Raw genomic sequence first — 19,926 nt, 5'->3', positions numbered from 1 at the left:
CCGACGCCCGCCTCGATGTCTACCGAACCCCGAACCGATTCCCAACGCCGCATCGACATCGTCGCGCTGTGCGGCAGCCTGCGTGCGCAGTCGTACAACGCGGCGCTGCTGGATGCGGCAGCGCGCGTCGCGCCGCGCGGGATGCGCATCACGCGCTTTGATCGTCTCGGTGAATTTCCGCTGTTCAATCCCGATGCCGAACATCCGTCGCCGGCCGCGGTGCGCGAACTGATCGAGCGGCTGAACGCCGCGGACGGCGTGCTGATCGCAAGCCCCGAATACGCACACGGCGTGACGGGCGTGATGAAGAACGCGCTGGACTGGGTCGTGGGATGCGAAGCCGTCGTGGACAAGCCGGTCGCGGTATTGAACGCGTCGCCGCGCGCGACGCATGCGGACGCGGCGCTGCGGGAAACGCTGTCGGTGATGTCGGCGTGCATCGTCGAGCACGCATCGATCGCGTTGCCGATCCTCGGCAGCCAGCTCGATGCGGCGGGCATCGCCGCGCATCCGCCGTTCGCGTCGGCACTCGCCGATGCGTTGCACGCGCTGCGCGCGGCGATCGACGCGCAGGCGCAGGGCCGCTAGACACCAATCGGCGCGGCCGACCGCGTGCGTTTATCGCGCCTTGGCGCGCGTGGTCTTCCTCGCCGGTTTTGCCGGCTTCGCGGCCTTCGCGCGCGGCGCTTCCTTCTCCGGCTGCGCGCCGCCGCCGGCGAGATCCTCGAGCCATGCGAGCGCATCGATATACGACAGGAATTGCTGCAGATATTCCGGTGACAGCTCGCGCATCGTCGCGAGCGACCGATGCACGAGGCTGTTCGAATTGAGCGGCCCCGCGTTGCGCGGCACCTGGTCGAGCGACTGGCGATACTGCTGTTCGGTCCGGACCTTCGACCACATCGTGCGGAAGTAGTCGATCAGCTCGGGATCGACACCGCGCCGGTCGGCCTGCGCATCGCGCGCGAGCTGCTCGACGAGCCCGCCGAGCGCGCCGCGTGCAGGCGCCTGCGCACTTGCTTGCGCCGTCTCGCTCGCGGCTGCCGCTTCACCGGCGCGCGCGACGATCTGCGCAAACCCTTCCAGCAGCGTCGCGAGCCGCGCATCGAGCAACGCGCGCGCATCGCCGTCGAACGCGGCCGCGCGCTTCTCGAGCGCGTCGAGCCGATGGAAGCGCACCGGATCGAGCCGGTCGGCGCCCTGCTCGCGCCACGCGTCGAGCGTCGCGCGCACGTGCGTCGCGTCGTCCGTCACTTCGGCTTCCCTCCGTTCGATGCGGACTTGCGCGGCACCGGTGCGATCTCCACGCGACGGTTCTTCGCGCGGCCTTCGTCGTCCGCATTCGAGCTGACCGGCTGCTCGGAACCGAACGCGGCCGCGAACACCGACCGCGCCGGCACGCCGGCGTCGATCAGTGCCCGCGTGACCGTGAGCGCGCGCTTGGCCGACAGCTCCCAGTTGTCCGCGAACTGGCGGTTGCCGGCACGCACCTGCTGGTCGTCGGCAAAGCCGCTGATCATCAGGATCTCGTCGCGCGTCGTCAGATAGGCGGCCAGCGGCCCGGCCAGCGTCTTCAGCAGATCGCGGCCCTCGGGCTGCAACTGGTCGGAGTTCAGCGCGAACAGCACGGCGCCGCTGATGCCGATGCGGCCGTTCACGAGCGTCACGCGTCCGGCCGCGAGCGGCCCGGCGAGCGCCTGTTCGAGCGACTTGCGCTGCTGCGCCTCCTGCTGGCGCGCACGCACGGCTTCCTCGAGCTTCGACGTGAGCTGCAACTGCATGCCGATCACGCCGACGAGAATCAGCACGAACGCGCCGAGCAGCACCGACATCAGGTCGGCGAACGCGGGCCACACCGGCGCGGCAGACGCGCCGTCGTCGATTTCGTCATGCATGCGTCACGCTCCGACCGATGCGCGCCGACCGGCGATCTGCTGGAGATCTTCGACGATCTGCTTCTGCGACATCATGCTCAGGTCGATCACCTCGCGCGCCTGCGCGACGTAGTACTCGAGCTGCTCGTCGCTGCGCGCGAGCGATTTCTCGAGCGCGGCCTCGATGCGCTGCAGATGGTTCAGCAGCTTGTCGTTCGATTCGCCGAAGATCTGCACGGCCGCACCGAATGCATCGCCGAGGCTCGCGACCTCGACAGCGCCGGCCGTAACCTGCGCGGCCACCGCATCCAGCTTGCGCGTTTCGGCGTCGACGGTGTCGTTGAAGCGTGCGCCGACGCGATCGAGCAGGTCGGCCGACGTGCTGACGAGCGCATCGATCGCGGTGCGCTGTTCGGTGGACGCGTGATTGACCGCGCCGAGCAGCGTTTCGAGCGTCGCGAGCAGGCGGCTGCGCTCCTCGAGCATCGCGGTGTCGCGCACCATGCTGTCGGACAGGCGCTGGCGCAGCTCGGCGACGACGTCAGCCGCGGCCTTCGGCGCTTCCGACGCGGCCTGCACGAGGCGCGAGATTTCGTTGATCGTGTCGCTCGCGTGCACCTGCGCCTGCGCGGTGATGTCGTTCGCGGTGCGGGTCAGCGTGTCGCAGATGTCCTGCTGGCGCGTCGCGGCCTGTTCGGTCGTGCGCGCCCATTCGTCGCGCAGCGCGCCGGCCATCGCGGCGAGCGAGTCGTTCCAGGCGGACAGGCGTGCTTCGTCGCGGGCGGCCAGTTGCGTTTGCAGGCCGGAGTGCGAATCGCGGATCGTCGACAGCAGATCGTTCGAGCGTTGTTCGAATGTCGCCGCCTGTGCGGTCAGATCGCGCGTCGTTTGCGCGAGTGCGTCGCAGATTTCCTGCTGACGGCCCGCGCTATGCACGCCAGCTCGCTGCCATTCGTCGCCGAGCTTCGTCGCCATCTCGGTGAGCGAAGCGTTCCACGTCGCCAGACGTTCTTCGTCGCGCGCGGCCAGTTGCGATTGCAGGCCGGAGTGCGATTCGCGGATCGTCGACAGCAGATCGTTCGAGCGTTGTTCAAACGTTGCCGCCTGAGTGGCGAGATCGCGCGTCGTTTGCGCGAGTGCGTCGCAGATCTCCTGCTGACGGCCCGCGCTGTGGGCGCCCGCGCGCTGCCATTCGTCGCCGAGCTTCGTCGCCATCTCCGTGAGCGAAGCACTCCATGTCGCCAGACGTTCCTCGTCACGGGCAGCGAGTTGCGTTTGCAGGCCCGTGTGCGAATCGCGGATCGTCGACAACAGCTCGTTCGAGCGTTGTTCGAACGTGGCTGCCTGAGTGGTGAGATCGCGGGTCGTTTGCGCGAGTGCGTCGCAGATCTCCTGCTGACGGCCCGCGCTGTGCACGCCCGCGCGCTGCCATTCGTCACCGAGCTTCGTCGCCATCTCCGTGAGCGAAGCACTCCAAGTCGCGAGACGTTCTTCGTCACGGGCAGCCAGTTGCGATTGCAAGCCCGTGTGCGAATCGCGGATCGTCGACAGCAGATCGTTCGAGCGTTGTTCGAACGTCGCCGCTTGCGCGGTCAGATCGCGCGTCGTTTGCGCAAGCGCGTCGCAGATCTCCTGCTGACGGCCCGCGCTGTGCGCGCCCGCGCGCTGCCATTCGTCGCCGAGCTTCGTCGCCATCGCGGTCAGCGAAGCATTCCATGCCGACAGCCGTTCCTCGTCGCGCGCGGCCAGTTGCGTCTGCAACCCCGCATGCGACTCGCGCATCGCGGCGAGCACCGCGCCCGAATGCCGCTCGAACGTCGCGGCGGCGTCGCCCAGCGCCTGCGCTTGCTGGCCGGCCAGCGTCTCGCCGACCTGCTCCTGACGCGCGAGCGCGTCGCGCCACGCGTCGGACAGGCGGCTTTCGGTCGATTCGAGGCGCGTCGCGACGCCGTCGAGCAGGTCCGTCGAACGCTGCGCGAAGGTGTCGGTGAACTGGCCGAGCGTCGTCTGCAGTTGCTGCGCGACGGCGTCGCCCGTGCGGCGCTGCTCGTCGAGCGCGCGGTTCCATACGGCCGTCACGTTTTCGGTAGTCTTCTCGAAACCGTCCGTCAGCCCGTCGAGCTGACGCTGCACGGCGCCCGTCACGGTATCGCGCAGTGCGGCCATCTCCTGCGCGAGGCCCGTCATCGTCGCCGCGACGACCGGCTGCAGCGCGGCACCGGCCACGCGCGCGCTTTCGGCGGCGCTTTCCTTCAGCGCGTCGCCGACGTTCGACGCCAAACCGGCATACGCGCGCTCGGTGCGATCGAAGAACGCCTGCTGGCTTTCGATCTGGCGATCGTGCAGCGCGACGCTGCGCGCCTCGAGCGTCGTCATCATCGTCTGCAGCCGGTCGACCAGCGCCGGCATCACGTCGGCCTGGCGCTGCAGCAGCCGGAACGATTCGTCGCGCTGATGCGCGGACGAATGCACGCGCAACGTCGTCGCGATCTTCGCGTCGAGCTGCTGGCCCGCGTCGACGCGTTCGCGGCGCACGAGCGCGGACAGCAGGCCGAGCATCGCGGACGTCGCGACACCCGCGATCGACGTGCCGAACGCGAAGCCGAGGCCCTTCACCGGCGCGATCAGCGATGCGCGGATCGCGTCGAGGTCGGTCGCGCTTTCGAGCGCGGCGCCCGTGCCCTTCAGCGTCACGACCATCCCGAGCAGCGTGCCGAGCATGCCGAGCAGCACCAGCAGGCCGACGAGATACGGCGTCAGCGACGGGCCCGGCAGCGCGACGCGCGCGCCTTCGACCCGCGCACTCACCGCGCCGCGCAGGCCCGGGTGCAGCGTATCGAGCCACGTGTCGAGTGTCGCGGGCGGTTCGGTCAGGCCGGCCACCGCGCGCGACAACGTGGCGGTCGCCTGCCGGTAGCGCAGCAGTTCCCACGCACCGGCGACGTAGCACGCGCCGATCAGCAGCGTGACGGCCGCCGCGAGCGGGTTCGACGCGACATAGCCGACGCCGATCCAGCAGACTGCGAGCAGGCCGGCGATGAAGACAACGAGATCAAGACGAATTCTGGACATAGCGTAGGGATTAGCAGGTACGAAGGGCTGCAAGCAGCCCGTCTACCGTTTGAAACCGGACGTCGAGTTCGGCGAGCAGAATGCTTCGCATCTCGTCGCGGAACGTATCGAGCCACGTGCCGGGCACGATCGCCGCGGCGGAAGGCGCGTCGCCGTCGGCGCCGGCATCGGCGGCCGCTTGCGCATCGGCGAGCGCCTGCCGTTCCGCGTCGCGCAGCCGCTCGAAGCGGGTGCCGAGCAGCGCGGGCACGGCGGACAGCAGGCTGCGCTCGCGCGCGCCGAGCACGCGCTCCATGATCGCGTCGAGCGCCGCGAGCCGCGCCATCCCGGACGAGCGTGCGGCGAGCGCGACCCGCAGGCGGCCGCGCAACTGGCCAATCGCGGTCTCCATCTCCTGCTGCAGGGACAGACAGCTCTGGCGGAAGTCCGCGAAATCGGCCGTGTCGGCGGGCGGCGGCGGCATCTCGCCGGGGCGCCGCCGCGTGCGCGGGCGGTGGGCGGCCGTGATCGCCTGCGCGAGGTCGTGGCGCACGCGCGCGCCGTCGCGCTCGGCGTCGTAACCGCGCACGCCGGCCGCGACGCCGGGCGGGGTCGCATTCAGCGCGGACGACAGCGTGATCGCGTCGGTCCAGCCGAGCCACTGGCTCAGGCGGTCCGACAGCGCCTGCCGGGATTCCGCGACGTCGGCATCGGTCAGGCGCGCGAGCAGCCGGACGAGCGTCGGGCCGCTCAGCGCCGGGCGCGGAGGAGCTTGCACCATGCTGCAAACCGTCAAAAAGGCAGCAGTTTACACGTCGGCGGCAGGTCGACCGCCAGAATCGGGGAAGCGCGCCGGCCCGGGATGCCGCGCAACCGGCGCGAACGCCCGCCGCACAAGGCTCGCGGGCTGATCGAGCAGATCACGGACAGCCGGCGCGGCCCTGGCGATGTACCGGGCAGCCTTCCGAGTTCGTGCGCGAGTCGCGCCGGCATCCTCATATACGTCCAGCAACACCGCCTTGCCGCCTTCGGCCACCACCATGCGCGCGACTGCGGCGCCCGGCCCGGCGGGCTCCGATGTTCACCGGCCTACTATTTCGCCACGCAGGTGCGGTACCATCGCGACACCCGCCGCGCGATCGCGCCCGCTGCGGGCCCGCGCCGCGATGCACCCGGCGCACGGGCCGCCGGACGCGTGACGGATATCCGGCCGATATCCGCGGGCCGCAGTCGGCGCCCCGGCGAGACGGGTGCCGCCGCCCATGACAACAGAACCAATAACAGACGGGCCCGCCCGACCGCTCACGATGCTTTCAGACTTCGTCGCGCGCCTGCGCGAGCGTTTCAGCAAACCGCCGACCCGGCAGGACTTCGCCGAACGCCTGATCGCCGCGCTGCGGGCGACCGGCGACACGCGCGAGTGGCTTCACGAGGACGACAAGGGCCGTCTCGTGCAAGCGGATGTCCCGTCGAACATCATCAACCTGCACAACCTGTTCCGCGACTACGCGGGCGCGAAGCCGGCCGAGCGCGAAGCGACGCTCAAGCGCCAGGCGAACGCGATGATGCAGCACGAGATCCCGTCGAACTTCGCGGACGTCCGCCCGCGGCTGCGCCCCGTGATCCGCAGCGCGACCGAGCGCGGCGTGGTCGCACTGCAGCTCGCCGGACAGCCCGGTGCGTCGGAGGTCGCGTTCCGGCCGCTGTGCGAGAACCTCGAGATCGGCATCGCATACGACGGCGAATTCAGCGTCGCGCGGCTGACGACCGCGCGGCTCGCCGAATGGGGCGTCACCTTCGACGACGCATGCGACGTCGCGATCGACAACCTGCGCGGCATGTCGTCGGCGCCGTGGGCCGCGTTGCGCGACGGTGTGTTCCTGTCGCAGTTCGGCGACTACTACGACGCGGCGCGCCTGCTGCTGACCGACCTGCTGCACCGCCAGCCGATCTCCGGCGCGCCGGTGGTGATGGCGCCGAACCGGACGGTGCTGCTGCTCACCGGCGACCGCAATGCGGCCGGCCTCGCGACGATGGTCGAACTCGCCGAACAGGCGCGCGCGCAGCCGCGCCCGCTGCCGTCGCTGATGCTGCGCTGGGACGGCGCCGCGTGGCGCAATTTCGTTCCGCAAGGACTGGAGTCGAAACTGCATGCGCTGCGCGTGGACGAACTCGCCGGCGACTACCAGGATCAGCGGGCGCTGCTCGACGAGCTGCACAAGCGCGACGGCACCGACATCTTCGTCGCGACCTACACCGTGTACCGGCGGCAGAACGGCGAGCTGTTCAGCGTCAGCGTGTGGAGCGACGGCGTGCCGACGCTGCTGCCCGAGACGGACATCGTCGTGCTGTACCGCGAAGCGACGCGGCAGTCGGCCCACGTGCCGATGGCCGCGCTGCGGGACGCATGCGGCGACCTGATGACGGCCACCGCGCACCGGCCAGTGCGGTATGAAGTGACGGCGTTTCCGGATGAAGCGCGGTTCGCGGCGCTGATCGAGCGGTTTCCGGCGGCGTGACGCGCGCTTGCGCGTGTCGGATGGAACGGGCTGGCCATCGCCCGCCGGCATGACCGGCCGTGGCGGCCTGCTTGACGGGAATAAAAACGGCGGTGCGCCACGGCGACACCGCCCGTCGTCAGATCCCGACCTTCGGCGCGTTCAGGATCAGCCGCAGCCCGAGCAACGTGATCGCACCGGCCGCGACGCGGTCGACCCACTTCTTCGCGCGCAGGTAAAGCTCGCGCGGCCGGCGGGTCGAGAAGCACAGCGCGACGATCGTGTACCAGCCGCACTCGACGCCGAACACGAGCGGCGGCAGCGCCAGGTAGCACCACAGCGGCGGATGCTGCGGCAACAGCGCCGCGAAGATGCTGCCATACCAGATCGCCGTCTTCGGGTTGCTCAGCTGGGTCGTGAGGCCGATCCAGAACGACTTGCGCGCGCTGCCGGCGACGGCTGCCTGCGGGTCGTCCATTGCGATCGGCCGCTCGGCGCCGCGCCAGATCTTCGACGCCATGTAGATCAGGTACGCGCCGCCCGCCACCTTGAGCCCCACGTACAGCCATTCGACCGTCTGCAGCAGCGTGTAGAGCCCGGCCAGCGCGACGCCGCCGAACGCGATCCCGCCGACACCCATGCCGAGCGCGGTGGCGAGCCCGTCGCGGCGCGACAGCCCGATCGAATTGCGGGCGACCAGCACGAAACTCGGGCCGGGAATCATCGCGCCGAGCCACAGCGCGGCCAGAATGGCGAGTACGGCAGCCGATGCAGTCATCGAAGTCTCCTTGATCAGCGACGCCGAAGCGCCGGCGCCTGCGTGTCGGATCGTGTCGATTCCGACGGTGAAGTCGTCGATTCTGGCACGCTTCGCGAGCTGCCGAAAGCACCGGCGCGCTGCTATCCGATGCAGGGACACATCGCGGGCCGGCGCCCTCCCCACCGTGAAGGAACAATGTTCCGTCTCGCGCGCATCCATGCAACTCGCACACCTGCGCCAACCGGTCTACCATAGGCGCTCGTCGCCGTTCGGGCGCGCCGGCGCGGCATGCGGCTTGCGCGCCGCCCTTCCCACGTTGAACCCGCGCAGGAGGACGTCATGACGCAACAATTCGACGCGATCGTCATCGGCACCGGGCAAGCCGGGCCGCCACTCGCGGCGCGGCTTGCCGGCGCCGGCATGAAAGTCGCGATCGTCGAGCGCGGCCGCTTCGGCGGCACCTGCGTGAACACCGGCTGCATTCCGACCAAGACGCTGATCGCGAGCGCGTACGCCGCGCAACTCGCGCGGCGCGCGGAAGAATACGGCGTGTCGGTCGGCCCCGTCAGCGTCGACATGAAGGCCGTGAAGGCGCGCAAGGACCGGATCTCCGGCCGCTCGAACCACGGCGTCGAGCAATGGGTGCGCGGGCTCGACAACACGACCGTGTTTCAGGGCCACGCCCGCTTCGAGCGCGCCGATGCAGTGCGCGTGGGCGACGAACTGCTCGAGGCCAAGCGCATCTTCATCAACGTCGGCGGGCGCGCGCAGATCCCGCAGATGCCGGGCCTCGACTCGGTGCCGTACCTGACCAACTCGACGATGATGGACGTCGACTTCCTGCCCGAGCATCTCGTGATCATCGGCGGCAGCTACGTCGGGCTCGAATTCGGCCAGATGTACCGCCGTTTCGGCTCGAAGGTCACGATCGTCGAGAAGGGCTCGCGCCTGATCCATCGCGAGGACGAGGACGTGTCGCAGGCCGTGCGCGAGATTCTCGAGAACGAAGGCATCGACGTGCAGCTCGACGCGAACTGCCTGAATGCGCGGCGCGACGGCGACGGCATCGTGGTCGGCCTCGACTGCGCGGGCGGCGGCCGCGAGGTCGCGGGCTCGCACCTGCTGCTCGCGGTCGGCCGCGTGCCGAACACCGGCGACCTCGGGCTCGATCAGGCCGGCGTCGCGACCGACTCGCGCGGCTACATCACGGTCGACGATCAGCTGCGCACCAACGTGCCCGGCATCTGGGCGCTCGGCGACTGCAACGGACGCGGCGCGTTCACGCACACCGCGTACAACGACTACGAGATCGTCGCGGCGAACCTGCTCGACAGTGATCCGCGCAAGGTGTCCGACCGCATCGCCGCGTACGCGATGTACGTCGATCCGCCGCTCGGCCGCGTCGGCATGACGCTCGCGGAAGCGAAGCAGACCGGCCGTCGGCTGCTGGTCGGCACGCGGCCGATGACGCGCGTCGGCCGCGCGGTCGAAAAAGGCGAGAGCCAGGGTTTCATGAAGGTGATCGTCGACGCGGACAGCCATGCGATTCTCGGCGCGTCGATCCTCGGCGTGACGGGCGACGAGGTCGTGCACGCGCTGCTCGACGTGATGGCCGCCGGCGCGCCGTACACGACGATCAGCCGCGCGATGCACATTCATCCGACCGTGTCGGAGCTCGTGCCGACGCTGCTGCAGGACCTGCATCCGGTCGAATGAACGGCGACGGGCGTGCGTCGCCCGCCTCGCAGCCACGCCGAACCGGCGTGGAACCCTGTGCGAAGATGGCTGTTCGCTACGACATCCGGAAGCGCCATGGACCGTCTGCAAACGATGCAGATCTACGTACAGATCGTCGAACGCGGCAACTTCACGCAGGCCGCCGATGCGCTGCAACTGCATCGGCCGGCCGTCACGAAGGCCGTGCAGCAGCTCGAACAGGAACTCGGCATCCGCCTGCTGAACCGCAGCACGCGGCGCGTCAGCGTGACGGCCGAAGGCGAGGCGTTCTATGCGCGCTGCGTGCAGTTGCTCGGCAGCATCGACGACGCGTTCGCGTCGTTCCCCAAGCAGCGCGTCGTGCCGAAGGGCCGGCTGCGGCTGGATATTGCGGTCGCGCTCGCGAAGACGGTCGTGATTCCCGCGCTGCCCGAATTCCAGCAGCGCTATCCGCAGATCGAGCTCGTGCTCGGCGCGAGCGACCAGCCGGCCGACCTGATCGGCGAAGGTATCGACTGCGTTGTGCGGGTCGGCACGCTGAAGGATTCGAGCATGATCGCGCGGACCGTAGGCGCGGTGCCGATGGTCACGTGCGCATCGCCCGCCTACATCGTCCGCCACGGACTGCCGCGCACGCTGGACGATCTGCGCGCGCATCGCGCGGTCAATTTCTTCACGGGTGCCAATCGCAAGATACTCGAATGGACGTTCCGCGCGAACGGCGAACTCGTCAACGTGAAGCTGCCGAGCAGTCTCCTCACGAACAACTCGGAAGCGCTGCTGTCGTGCGGGCTCGCCGGCCTCGGCATCGTGCACGCGTTGCGGCCCGCGCTGCAGCCGAGCATCGATTCGGGCCAGCTGATCGAGCTGTTGCCCGGCGTGCCGGCCGAGCCGAAACCCGTCTCGGTGATGTACCCGAACCGCGTGCACCTGCCCGACAAGGTGCGCGTGTTCATCGACTGGCTCACGGAATTGTTCGCGCGTCGGTATCCGGTGTAGCGCATGCGCATGCTTGCGCGCGGCGATTGTTATTCGACGAATAACAATCAGTGATTCCAGTGCAGGTTTATCAGCCGCGCTCCCCCGCCTACAGTTCTCCTTCATCTACCCCGTTCATCGAAGGAGAGCGTCATGTCCCGTGTCATTCGTTTCCATCGTGTCGGCGGCCCCGACGTGCTGCAGATCGATACCGTCGACGTCCCCGCGCCCGGCCCCGGCGAAGTGCAGTTGCACGTGAAGGCGATCGGCATCAACCGCGCGGAAGTCATGTACCGCAGCGGCGAATACACGATCGAGCCGCGCTTTCCCGCGTCGCTCGGCTACGAGGCGTCGGGCGTCGTCGCCGCCGTCGGGCCGGACGTGACGGCGTTCGCCGTCGGCGACGCGGTGAGCGTCGTGCCGTCATTCTCGTTCGCCGATTACGGAATGTACGGCGACGTGGTCAACGTGCCCGTGCATGCGCTCGTCCGGCATCCGGAGAACCTGTCGTTCGCGGAAGCCGCCGCGACGTGGATGATGTTCGTCACGGCGTGGGGCGCGCTGATCGAACTCGGCGGGCTCGAGCGCGGCGATGCGGTACTGATCGGCGCCGCGTCGAGCAGCGTCGGGCTCGCGGCGATCCAGGTCGCGAACCGCGCCGGCGCGGTGCCGATCGCGCTGACGCGCAGTGCGGCGAAGCGCCAGGCGCTGCTCGACGCGGGCGCCGCGCACGTGATCGCCGGCAACCCGGCGGACCTGCCGCAGCAGGTCGCGGAACTGACGGGCGGCCGCGGCGCGCGCATCGCGTTCGATCCGGTCGGTGGGCCCGGCGCGGCGAACCTGCTGCGCGCGCTACGCACGAACGGCACGTTCTTCCAGTACGGCGCGCTCGACACGCGCGACATCCCGGTGCCGGTGATGGACCTGCTCGCGCGCCATCTGACGCTGCGCGGCTACGAGCTGTTCGAGATCACCGGCGACGCGCAGCGGCTCGAACGCGCGAAGCGCTTCATCGTCGACGGGCTCGCGGCCGGCGCGCTGAAGCCGTCGATCGACCGCACGTTCGCGTTCGACGATATCGCGCAAGCCCATCGGTACATGGAAGCCGGCACGCAGGTCGGGAAGATCGTCGTGACCGTCTGAGCAGGGGCGCGACGGGCGTGCCGACCGAAAACGACGGCACGCCGCATGCGCGCGTCAGGTTTCGAAATACCGCGACCGGTCGATGTCGGCCAGCAACCCGACCTGCGTCGGCGCCCAGTCGAGCCATGCGCGCGTGCGCTCGCTCGTTGCGGGCGCATCCATTCCCGCGAACATCGCGAACCAGCCGAAGTGCTCGTCCGCTTGCGCGGCCGATTTCGACACGACCGGCACGTTCAGCCGGCGGCCGATCACTTCCGCGATCTCACGGAACGGCACGCCCGTATCGGCGACCGCGTGATAGCGCGCGGCCGGCGCACCGCGTTCGACCGCGAGCCGATACACGCGTGCCGCGTCGAGCCGGTGCACGCCGGGCCAGCGGTTGCCGCCGTCGCCGAGATACGCCGATGCGCCCTTCTCCCGCGCGAACGCGATCAGGCGCGGCACGAAGCCGTGATCGCCGTCGCCGTGCACGGACGGCGGCAGGCGCACGACCGACGCGCACACGCCGCGCGCGGCCAGCGCGGCCGCGGTGGCTTCGGACGCTCGCGGATAGCTGGCCGATACCGGCACGTGCGGATCGTCCTCGGTCGCCGCGCGGCCCGGCGCGACGAGCGCGAGACCCGACGTGACGATCAGCGGCCGCGTGGAGCCCGCGAGCGCCGCACCGATCGTTTCGATCGCGCGGCGGTCGAGTTCGCAGTTTTCCGCGAAGCGCGAGAAGTCGTGATTGAATCCCGTGTGGATCACCGCATCGACGCCCTGCGCGCCGCGCGTGAGGCTGTCGATATCCTCCAGCGACCCGCGATGCACGTCCGCGCCCAAGGCGGCGACCGATGCAGCGGCCGCGTCGGAACGCGCGAGGCCGAGCACGGAATGCCCGGCGGCCACGAGTTCGGCGACGACCGCGGAGCCGACGAAACCCGACGCTCCCGTAACAAAGACACGCATGTTCAGCACCTCCGGATGAATGAGAGGCTTACTATCTGTCGAGCGTCGCGCACGGTGAAGACGTGACGGTTTACCGGTAAACGAACTAACAGGCTATGGCTGACGCACCCGACAACCTGCTCGGCGCGTACCTTCGGGACCGCCGCGAGAAACTCGATCCGGCCGCGCTCGGGCTGCCCGTCGCGCGCCGCCGCACACCGGGCCTGCGCCGCGAGGAAGTCGCACAGCGCGCGCACGTGAGCGCCGCGTGGTACACGTGGCTCGAACAAGGGCGCGGCGGCGCACCGTCGGCCGACGTGGTCGACCGGCTCGCCCGCGCGCTGCTGCTGAACGACGCCGAACGCGAGCACCTGTTCCTGATCGGCCTCGGTCATCCGCCCGAAGTGCGCTATCACGCGAGCCGCGACGTGACGCCGCGCCTGCAGCATGTGCTCGATTCGCTCGACGCCAGCCCCGCGATCGTGCGCACGGCGACGTGGGACGTCGTCGCGTGGAACGACGCGGCCGCCGCCACGCTGACCGACTACGCCACGCTGCCGCCGCCCGCGCGCAACATCCTGCGGCTGATCTTCATCGATGCCGCGGTGCGTGACGCGCAGCCGAACTGGGAACGCGTCGCGCGATTCGCGGTGGGCGCGTTTCGCGCCGACATCGCGCGCGGCGGCGCGACGCAGGCCGTGCAGGCATTCGTCGACGAGATGCGCGCGGCGAGCGCGGAGTTCGATGCAATGTGGCGCAGCCACGACATCCATTCGCACGACGAAGGGACGAAGGAGATTCGTCATCCGCAGGCCGGCCGGATCGCACTCGAATACTCGGCGTTCTCGGTGACCGGTCGCCCTGATCTGAGCCTCGTGGTCTTCACGCCCGCAACGCCGGCCGATCGTGCGCGGATCCGTGCGCTCGTCGCCGCGCGTGAGCAGGCCCGCGACCCGCACGCACCGGCTGCGTAGCGGCGCGTCGAAGGTGCGCCCGGCATCGCACCGAACCCGCCGCTGCAACGGCGGCCGCCCGGCCGGCTCGTCCATTCGGCCCTGTCACGCCGCGCCGTGCCATCACGATCCGCACTGACATCCAGTCGAATATTTAATTTTCCGCGGGGCAAGCGCGCCTTTACCCTTTCGGCATCGCATCACAGGGCCACGGGCCCCTTCCGGAGCATCTCGATGACCGACCCCGCCACCGCGCAAGCCGTTCCGCGTCCGCACGCGGCTTCCGTATCCTATAGCGCGCTCGCACTGCTGGTGCTGGCCGGCCTCAACCTGCGTCCGTTCCTGACCGCGTTCGGCCCCGTGCTCGACCTCGTGCGCGCCGACACCGGCCTCGGCTTCCGCGCGGCCGCGCTGCTGACCACGCTGCCGTTCGTGCTGATGGGCGTCGTCGCCGGCATCGGCGTCGGGCTCGCGCGGCGCGTCGGCGAGCAGCGCGCGCTGAGCGTCGCGCTGGCGCTGATCGCCGCGGGTTGCACCGCACGCCTGTGGACCGGCGGCAGCACCGGGCTGGTCGTCACGGCGATCGTCGCGGGCGCGGGCGTCGCGGTGATCCAGTCGCTCGCACCCGGCCTCGCCAAGCGCTGGTTCGTCGACCGGCTGCCGCTCGCGATGGGGCTCTATTCGGCCGCGCTGGTCGGCGGCGGTGCGTTCGGCGCGATCGCGAGCCCATGGCTCGCCGCGCATGGCGGCTGGCGTCTGTCACTCGCCGTGTGGGCCGTGCCCGCGCTCGTCACGCTCGCGCTGTGGCGCGCGAGGGCGCCGCGCGACGCGATGCACGCCGCGACGGCATCGGCGCCCGTCACCGCGTTCGCGCGGATTCCGCGTGCGTGGCAGTTGGCGCTGTTCTTCGGCCTCAGCAACAGCGGCTATGCGAGCCTCGTCGCGTGGTTGCCCGCGTTCTATCGCAGCGTCGGCATGAGCCCGCAGGCGAGCGGCAACGTGCTCGCGTGGATGGCGCTGTTCCAGGCAATCGGCGCGCTCGCGATGCCGCTGCTCGCGAAACGTTCGCACGATCGCCGCGCCGTGCTGTGGCTCACGCTCGCGTTGCAGACGGCCGGCTTCGTCGGCTTCGCGACGATGCCCGCATTCGCGCCGTGGCTGTGGGTCACGAGCGTCGGCCTCGGGCTCGGCGGCTTCTTCTCGATGAGCCTGATCGTCACGCTCGACCATCTGCCCGACGCGCGTCTCGCGGGCGCGCTCGCCGCGTTCGTGCAGGGCGTCGGCTTCCTGATCGTCGCCGCGAGCCCGTGGTTGATCGGCTGGCTGCGCGACGCGGGCGGCGGCTTCGCAATCGCATGGTGGCTGCACATCGGCGTGATCGCGTCGACGGCCGCGTTGAACGCCACGTTCTCGCCGGCCGGCTACCGGCGCAGCATGGCGCGCATCACAGGCGCCGCGCGCTGACTCGCCGACTTCGTTCGATATCCATAACTGACGGATTGCGAGCGGGAAATGCAAAGGGGCGTCGTGCTCGCGTGCACGACGCCCCTTCTTCGTTTCAGGCAACCGTAAAGATGCTCAGAGCCGCACGACAGTGCGGTGCTCCGAGGACACGTATTCATTACCGAGCGAGTGCGGTGGCACTACCCGCAGCACAACTGACGGTATCGATGATTACGTCGTGGGTTCAAGCAGACCCGTTGCGAAGGACCTCGCATGCGCGACGGCCTCTTGCGGGTCGGGGAACACGCCGAGTTCCTCCCACTGCTCTTCGGCTGCGTATGTGCCTTTCACCGCGAGCGCGCGCTGAACGCGCAACTGCGCCGCGTATCTGCCGTCTTCGAGTGGCCGGGCCGTCGCGACGACCTTGTGCGGAAGACCGGACCGCTCCGGCTGAACCAGCTCGACCGGGCCGTCGGCCGCGCCAACATTCTTCAACTCGTTCCTGGCCTTGCAGTCCGGGCAGTAGAAGCACCAGCCCGCGTCCTCCTCACGTGACCTGACTTGCCCTCGAGCCAGCACGGCACGGCATTCAACGTTCTCGCAGATGAACGGCATGGCAGTCTCCGAAGTTGTTTGTCGGAAATCCTAGCATGTCCGCCGACGGTCAACCATCGGCATCGACAGTGCAGCGATTTCGGTTCGGCGCGGCAGTCGCGTGCGCGCCATCGTCTTGCTCGTTGCACACGCACGGAACCCGCGCGCCGTGCTTGCGCCCGCGCAACGATGTCGAAACTCTCCGCAATCCGGCAGCGACTGTCAACCGCGCGTTTGCACGCGACATAGCACCACGCAGCTGACGGCGCGGCTTCTCGCAATGCATCAATCGTCGATTCCTTTTGACCAACGACCTGCGCTTTTGGCGCCGTTCAATCGTCGGACTACGACCTCGTTGCGCACGAAACGACGAATGGTGCACTGCGCCGAACACGCAGTAGCGACCCGCACATGCAAGCGAGCCAGCCCGCGGGCCGAGCCACCGTCGAACGCGCAACAGCATCGGCGGCTGCCAGCATCGAACGCCCCCGCAGGCATGAAGGTTGCGCCTTCCGCCCGCTCGCATTTTTCCGCACGGCGAGTGCGCGTCGCTTCGCGGCGGCGATGCGTGATCGGCTGGCCAGCGCCGCATCCAATAATGAAGGAGACGTTGTCATGGACGAGTCGAATGCATATCGCCGCTACAACCGCCGCCGTTTTCTGGCCGGTGTTGCAGCAGTGGCCGGCAGTGTCGCATTGCCGGGTTGCGGAGGCGGCGGAGATGGAGACATCAATTCACCGGACGGCAACGCGCCCGCGCCGTCGATCGGCGACACGCCTTCGCCGAATGCCGGCGATCGCTACAGCCTGCCCCGGCCGAAGTTGCCCGACCCGGCGAGTTCGGGCATCGATCACATCGTGCTGATCACGATGGAAAATCGCTCGTTCGATCACTTCCTGGGCTGGGTGCCCGGCGCCGAGGGCATGCCCGCGAACCGCCAATACAAGGACGCGTTCGGCGCCACCCACGCACCGTTTTCACTGTCGGCCGATCCCGCATACGGCTATCAGGCGTGCGCGTACCACGACCCGAACCACGGCTACGAGGGCGGACGCGTGCAGCTGGCCTCGGGGGCGATGAACGGCTTTCTCCTCACACCAGGCACGAGCCTGACCCGGGGCGACCTGCTGCCGATCGGCTTCTACGCGGCGGCAGACCTGCCGTTCTTCAACGCGGTGGCAAGCAATTACACCATCGGCGACTTCTACTTCACCGGCGTGCTGACCGACACGATCCCGAATCGCCTCTATCTGCATAGCGGTGCCACCGACCGCCTCACCGACAGTGTCGACAACTCGTCGCTGCGCACGATCTGGGACAACCTGAGCGACGCCAACGTCGGTTGCAACTACTACTACCACGACGTGCCGTTCACCGCGCTTTACGGCACGCGCTATCTCGGCATCTCGCGTCCGTTCTCGGAGTTCCTGTCGAATGCGGCGGCGGGCACGCTGCCGCCGTTCTGCATGGTCGATCCTGTTTTCTCGGGCGAGCAGGCCGGTACGTCCGCCGACGACCACCCGCACGCGGACATCCGCAACGGGCAGGCATTTCTGAACCAGGTGTATGACGCGCTGCGCACGAGCCCGACGTGGAGCCGCACGCTGATGATCATCGTCTACGACGATTGGGGCGGCTTTCTCGAGCACGTGGTGCCGCCGATCCGGCCGATCAGCAACAACGAGCACGCGGTCGGCAACGACGGCAAGCTCGGCTTTCGCGTACCGCTTGCGCTGCTCGGCCCGCGCGTGCGTGCCGGCACGGTCACGCGCTATCCGTTCGACCCGAGCTCGATTCATGCGCTGCTGCAATGGCGCTTCGGCCTGAAGCCGCTCGGCGTGCGCGGCAGCGATCCGGCGACCTTCAATCTCGCGTACGCGCTCGATCTCAACGGCGCAGCGCGTACGGATGCACCGGTGTTCACGGTCGCGCAAGGGCCGTTCGGCGGAACGTGTCCCGGAGCCACCGCGCCTTCGCCGTCCAGCTCGGTGTCGGGCATCGATCCGTCGCAACTGGCGGCCAATCCCGCCGCCGACCGGTTCGCGGACCTGCGTGCGAAGGCCGCGGCGCTCGGATTCCAGACCGGTGGCTGACGGCAACGCGGGTGCGGCAGCTGCAATCGCCACCGATGCGGCTGCCCACCCGTGCCCTGCCACCTTCACATTCAGTACACTGCCCCGCCGCGCCAACGCATGCCGGCTCCCCTTTCTGTCGCATTCCGTCGGGTTCGCGTCGCGTTCGGATAAAAACTTCCGGTCATCGCCGCCGTTAACTCGTTCGCAATCCCGGCGCCCCGCATCGCGACGCGGCGCCCGTCGTCGTTCGTGCTCCGGAATCCACATCCGCCGTTGGCCGCCCTTCGCGCCGTCGGCAAGGGAACGTCATGCGTAAACTCACCATCCGCGGCGGACTCGTCGCGACCATCGCCGGCTATACGGCGCTGCTCGTCCTGGTCGTCGGCGCATGCATCGCCGCGCTGTATGCCGGCAACGGCTCGCTCGAAGCGATGTACCGCGACGACACCGCGTCGCTGCTGCACCTGAAAACCAGCTCGGAGCGCATGCTCGTGCTGCGCGAACGCGTGAGCGACGTCGCGCAGATCATCAGCGCCGGCCAGCCCGCGAAGGCGGAAATCGCGCAACTCCACACGCTGCTCAAGCAGAGCAACGACGAACTCGACGCCTACACGCGCCTGCATGCACGCGACGCCGACGAGCAAACGCTGTTCGACACGCTGCAAACGCGTCGTCGCACGCTGCTCGACCAGGTGTTCCTGAAGGCGATGTCGCAACTCGACCAAGACAACGCATTCGACTTCCTCGACACGCATCGCACCGCGCAGCCGGCGCTGTTCACCGCGTACCAGGATGCGATCGACGCGCTCGAATCGTTCCAGGTCGCGCGCCAGAAGGCACGCTACGACGCGGCCGGCGCGCGCTTCCATCGCATTGTGTGGGCGATGGCGGCGGTCGCGCTGTTCGCGCTGATCGTCGGCTTTCTCGCGCAGCGCGTGCTCGCGAAGGCGATCATCGAGCCGATCCATCTCGCCGTCGACCACTTCGACAGGATCTCGAAAGGCGACCTGACCGGCACGGTCGTCATTCCCGGCAAAAACGAAATGGCGTATCTGCTGAACGCGTTGAAGCGGATGCAGGACGGCCTCGTCGAAACCGTGACGCAGGTCCGCACGAGCACGGAGACGATCGTCGGCGATGTGCGCACGATCGCGAGCGGCAACGTCGACCTGTCCGCGCGCACGGAGCAGCAGGCCGTGTCGCTGCAACAGGCGGCGGCGAGCGTGGAGCAGCTGACCGCGACCGTGCGCCAGAACGCGGACAACGCGCGCGATGCACGCACTTACGCGCAAGGCGCGGCCGGCATCGCCGCGCGAGGCGGTGACGCGATGCAGCGCGTCGTCGAAACGATGTCCGCGATCTCGCACAGCTCCGCGCGGATCTCCGGCATCGTCGGCGTGATCGAGAGCATCGCGTTCCAGACCAACATCCTCGCGCTGAACGCCGCAGTCGAAGCGGCGCGCGCGGGCGAGCAGGGGCGCGGCTTCGCGGTCGTCGCGACCGAGGTGCGCGGGCTCGCGCAGCGCTGCGCATCAGCGGCGAAGGAAATCCGCGAGCTCATCGGCAACTCGACGCAGCGCGTGGAGGACGGCAGCGGCCTCGTCGCGCTCGCCGGTTCGGCGATGTCCGAACTCGTCACCGCGGTCGAGCGCGTCAACGCGATCATGGGCGAGACCAGCATCGCCTTCGACGAGCAGACGTCCGGCATCGAGCAGGTGAATGCCGCCGTCATCCAGATGGAGCAGACGATGCAGCGCAACGCCGCGCTGGTCGAGGAGGCCGCCGCCGCGGCGCTGTCACTCGAGGATCAGAGCACGCGGCTCAGCGATGCCGTCGCGCAGTTTCGTGTGGGTGAAGCGGCGCTGGCGTGATTGGGCAGGCCGCTGGCATTGTGCCGTCGCGAGTAAAACCAA

General features: G+C 69.0%; 16 protein-coding genes. 9 read left to right on the top strand and 7 right to left on the bottom strand.

Annotated features, from left to right (window positions below; translation table 11 throughout):
• Nucleotides 1–15: 15 nt before the first annotated feature.
• Entirely contained in the window at nt 16–588 is a 573-nt protein-coding gene (locus ACP26O_RS24835; RefSeq protein ID WP_175666725.1) for an NADPH-dependent FMN reductase, read from the top strand.
• A 30-nt stretch (nt 589–618) separates the two neighbouring features.
• On the opposite strand, the gene ACP26O_RS24830 is transcribed toward ACP26O_RS24835, so the two are convergent.
• Genes ACP26O_RS24830 through ACP26O_RS24815 form a run of 4 tightly spaced genes read right to left on the bottom strand, consistent with a single transcriptional unit; the run spans nt 619 to nt 5,706 of the window.
• Nucleotides 619–1,254: a DUF2894 domain-containing protein gene (locus ACP26O_RS24830; RefSeq protein WP_175666726.1), complete on the bottom strand. Its 636-nt coding sequence runs from the start codon at nt 1,252–1,254 to the stop codon at nt 619–621.
• A complete protein-coding gene (locus ACP26O_RS24825; protein ID WP_105829970.1) occupies nt 1,251–1,895 on the bottom strand; it encodes an OmpA family protein in 645 nt (214 codons plus the stop codon). The genes ACP26O_RS24830 and ACP26O_RS24825 overlap by 4 nt, the downstream gene beginning before the upstream one ends.
• A 3-nt stretch (nt 1,896–1,898) precedes the next feature.
• Complete coding sequence (locus ACP26O_RS24820; RefSeq protein ID WP_426284370.1) at nt 1,899–4,946, bottom strand: DUF802 domain-containing protein; 3,048 nt, start codon at nt 4,944–4,946, stop codon at nt 1,899–1,901.
• A 10-nt stretch (nt 4,947–4,956) separates the two neighbouring features.
• Nucleotides 4,957–5,706 carry a DUF3348 domain-containing protein gene (locus ACP26O_RS24815; protein WP_175666172.1) on the bottom strand — a complete coding sequence of 250 codons (750 nt, stop codon included), beginning with the start codon at nt 5,704–5,706 and terminating at the stop codon, nt 4,957–4,959.
• 526 nt (nt 5,707–6,232) lie between these two features.
• On the opposite strand from ACP26O_RS24815, the gene ACP26O_RS24810 reads away from it, so the two are divergent.
• A complete protein-coding gene (locus ACP26O_RS24810) occupies nt 6,233–7,444 on the top strand; it encodes a hypothetical protein (protein ID WP_175666171.1) in 1,212 nt (403 codons plus the stop codon).
• Between the two features lie 118 nt (nt 7,445–7,562).
• Here ACP26O_RS24810 and ACP26O_RS24805 read toward each other — a convergent pair whose 3' ends face one another.
• The gene (locus ACP26O_RS24805; RefSeq protein WP_011660314.1) at nt 7,563–8,201 is read right to left on the bottom strand and encodes a LysE family translocator; all 639 of its coding nucleotides are present in this window, start codon (nt 8,199–8,201) and stop codon (nt 7,563–7,565) included.
• Between the two features lie 321 nt (nt 8,202–8,522).
• Between ACP26O_RS24805 and ACP26O_RS24800 the strand changes: the two genes are divergently transcribed.
• The 3 genes from ACP26O_RS24800 (at nt 8,523) to ACP26O_RS24790 (ending at nt 12,020) form a co-directional block, all read left to right on the top strand.
• Nucleotides 8,523–9,899: an FAD-containing oxidoreductase gene (locus ACP26O_RS24800; protein ID WP_105829962.1), complete on the top strand. Its 1,377-nt coding sequence runs from the start codon at nt 8,523–8,525 to the stop codon at nt 9,897–9,899.
• Between the two features lie 96 nt (nt 9,900–9,995).
• Nucleotides 9,996–10,898: a LysR family transcriptional regulator gene (locus ACP26O_RS24795; RefSeq protein ID WP_175666170.1), complete on the top strand. Its 903-nt coding sequence runs from the start codon at nt 9,996–9,998 to the stop codon at nt 10,896–10,898.
• Nucleotides 10,899–11,030: 132 nt separating this feature from the next.
• The gene (locus ACP26O_RS24790) at nt 11,031–12,020 is read left to right on the top strand and encodes a zinc-dependent alcohol dehydrogenase family protein (protein ID WP_175666169.1); all 990 of its coding nucleotides are present in this window, start codon (nt 11,031–11,033) and stop codon (nt 12,018–12,020) included.
• Between the two features lie 54 nt (nt 12,021–12,074).
• Here the strand turns inward: ACP26O_RS24790 and ACP26O_RS24785 are convergent, their stop codons facing one another.
• Nucleotides 12,075–12,968, bottom strand: coding sequence for an SDR family oxidoreductase (locus ACP26O_RS24785; protein ID WP_175666168.1), 894 nt, complete (start codon nt 12,966–12,968; stop codon nt 12,075–12,077).
• 95 nt (nt 12,969–13,063) lie between these two features.
• Between ACP26O_RS24785 and ACP26O_RS24780 the strand changes: the two genes are divergently transcribed.
• On the top strand, nt 13,064–13,921 hold the full coding sequence (locus ACP26O_RS24780; RefSeq protein ID WP_175666167.1) for a helix-turn-helix transcriptional regulator: 858 nt from the start codon (nt 13,064–13,066) through the stop codon (nt 13,919–13,921).
• 213 nt (nt 13,922–14,134) lie between these two features.
• The gene (locus ACP26O_RS24775) at nt 14,135–15,364 is read left to right on the top strand and encodes a cyanate transporter (protein WP_175666166.1); all 1,230 of its coding nucleotides are present in this window, start codon (nt 14,135–14,137) and stop codon (nt 15,362–15,364) included.
• Nucleotides 15,365–15,574: 210 nt separating this feature from the next.
• On the opposite strand, the gene ACP26O_RS24770 is transcribed toward ACP26O_RS24775, so the two are convergent.
• Nucleotides 15,575–15,958, bottom strand: a complete 384-nt coding sequence (locus ACP26O_RS24770) for a hypothetical protein (RefSeq protein ID WP_105829956.1) — start codon at nt 15,956–15,958, stop codon at nt 15,575–15,577.
• A 594-nt stretch (nt 15,959–16,552) separates the two neighbouring features.
• Between ACP26O_RS24770 and ACP26O_RS24765 the strand changes: the two genes are divergently transcribed.
• A complete protein-coding gene (locus ACP26O_RS24765) occupies nt 16,553–18,031 on the top strand; it encodes an alkaline phosphatase family protein (RefSeq protein WP_175666165.1) in 1,479 nt (492 codons plus the stop codon).
• A 290-nt stretch (nt 18,032–18,321) separates the two neighbouring features.
• A complete protein-coding gene (locus tag ACP26O_RS24760; protein ID WP_175666164.1) occupies nt 18,322–19,884 on the top strand; it encodes a methyl-accepting chemotaxis protein in 1,563 nt (520 codons plus the stop codon).
• Nucleotides 19,885–19,926 lie beyond the last annotated feature (42 nt).

Source organism: Burkholderia sp. R-40, assembly GCF_049942845.1.
Classification (GTDB): domain Bacteria; phylum Pseudomonadota; class Gammaproteobacteria; order Burkholderiales; family Burkholderiaceae; genus Burkholderia; species Burkholderia ambifaria.
The sequence above is the reverse complement of the archived record's forward strand: the minus strand, read 5'-3'. Positions and strand labels throughout refer to the sequence as shown.

Bases quoted from the DNA above. Each gene is read 5' to 3' on its own strand.
- ACP26O_RS24835 (WP_175666725.1), top strand. From the start codon at position 16: ATGTCTACCGAACCCCGAACCGATTCCCAACGCCGCATCGACATCGTC.
- ACP26O_RS24825 (WP_105829970.1), bottom strand. From the start codon at position 1,895: ATGCATGACGAAATCGACGACGGCGCGTCTGCCGCGCCGGTGTGGCCC.
- ACP26O_RS24820 (WP_426284370.1), bottom strand. From the start codon at position 4,946: ATGTCCAGAATTCGTCTTGATCTCGTTGTCTTCATCGCCGGCCTGCTC.
- ACP26O_RS24815 (WP_175666172.1), bottom strand. From the start codon at position 5,706: ATGGTGCAAGCTCCTCCGCGCCCGGCGCTGAGCGGCCCGACGCTCGTC.
- ACP26O_RS24810 (WP_175666171.1), top strand. From the start codon at position 6,233: ATGCTTTCAGACTTCGTCGCGCGCCTGCGCGAGCGTTTCAGCAAACCG.
- ACP26O_RS24805 (WP_011660314.1), bottom strand. From the start codon at position 8,201: ATGACTGCATCGGCTGCCGTACTCGCCATTCTGGCCGCGCTGTGGCTC.
- ACP26O_RS24800 (WP_105829962.1), top strand. From the start codon at position 8,523: ATGACGCAACAATTCGACGCGATCGTCATCGGCACCGGGCAAGCCGGG.
- ACP26O_RS24795 (WP_175666170.1), top strand. From the start codon at position 9,996: ATGGACCGTCTGCAAACGATGCAGATCTACGTACAGATCGTCGAACGC.
- ACP26O_RS24790 (WP_175666169.1), top strand. From the start codon at position 11,031: ATGTCCCGTGTCATTCGTTTCCATCGTGTCGGCGGCCCCGACGTGCTG.
- ACP26O_RS24785 (WP_175666168.1), bottom strand. From the start codon at position 12,968: ATGCGTGTCTTTGTTACGGGAGCGTCGGGTTTCGTCGGCTCCGCGGTC.
- ACP26O_RS24780 (WP_175666167.1), top strand. From the start codon at position 13,064: ATGGCTGACGCACCCGACAACCTGCTCGGCGCGTACCTTCGGGACCGC.
- ACP26O_RS24775 (WP_175666166.1), top strand. From the start codon at position 14,135: ATGACCGACCCCGCCACCGCGCAAGCCGTTCCGCGTCCGCACGCGGCT.
- ACP26O_RS24770 (WP_105829956.1), bottom strand. From the start codon at position 15,958: ATGCCGTTCATCTGCGAGAACGTTGAATGCCGTGCCGTGCTGGCTCGA.
- ACP26O_RS24765 (WP_175666165.1), top strand. From the start codon at position 16,553: ATGGACGAGTCGAATGCATATCGCCGCTACAACCGCCGCCGTTTTCTG.
- ACP26O_RS24760 (WP_175666164.1), top strand. From the start codon at position 18,322: ATGCGTAAACTCACCATCCGCGGCGGACTCGTCGCGACCATCGCCGGC.